Genomic DNA, 256 nt, shown 5'->3' with positions numbered 1-256 from the left:
ACCCGAAGGCGTCGACGAGATGATCACCTGGTTTCACGTGACGGGTGGCTACACCTACGTCGATCCTCAAGGCAACGCAACAGGCTACGAGGATGTCTTCACCAAGATCGAAGCGGCCCGCAGGCACTACGAAGCGATCGGACTTGGTACGGACTACGTCAGGCGCTTTATCCGTTGAGACATACCGGCGCTGCAATCGCGCCATCAAGGGGTTCTGATCATGCAACGAAAGACTGTAGAAGTGGACGGCGTCGCC

At 57.4% G+C, this 256-nt stretch carries 1 pseudogene; it reads left to right on the top strand.

The window, feature by feature from the left end:
- Positions 1 to 178, top strand: a pseudogene (locus U5A57_RS41555) (cupin); the annotation flags it as partial.
- Positions 179 to 256: the final 78 nt, after the last annotated feature.

The organism is Paraburkholderia sp. J11-2 (genome assembly GCF_905220185.1).
In the GTDB taxonomy this organism is placed as follows: Bacteria; Pseudomonadota; Gammaproteobacteria; order Burkholderiales; family Burkholderiaceae; genus Paraburkholderia.
The sequence above is the reverse complement of the archived record's forward strand: the minus strand, read 5'-3'. Positions and strand labels throughout refer to the sequence as shown.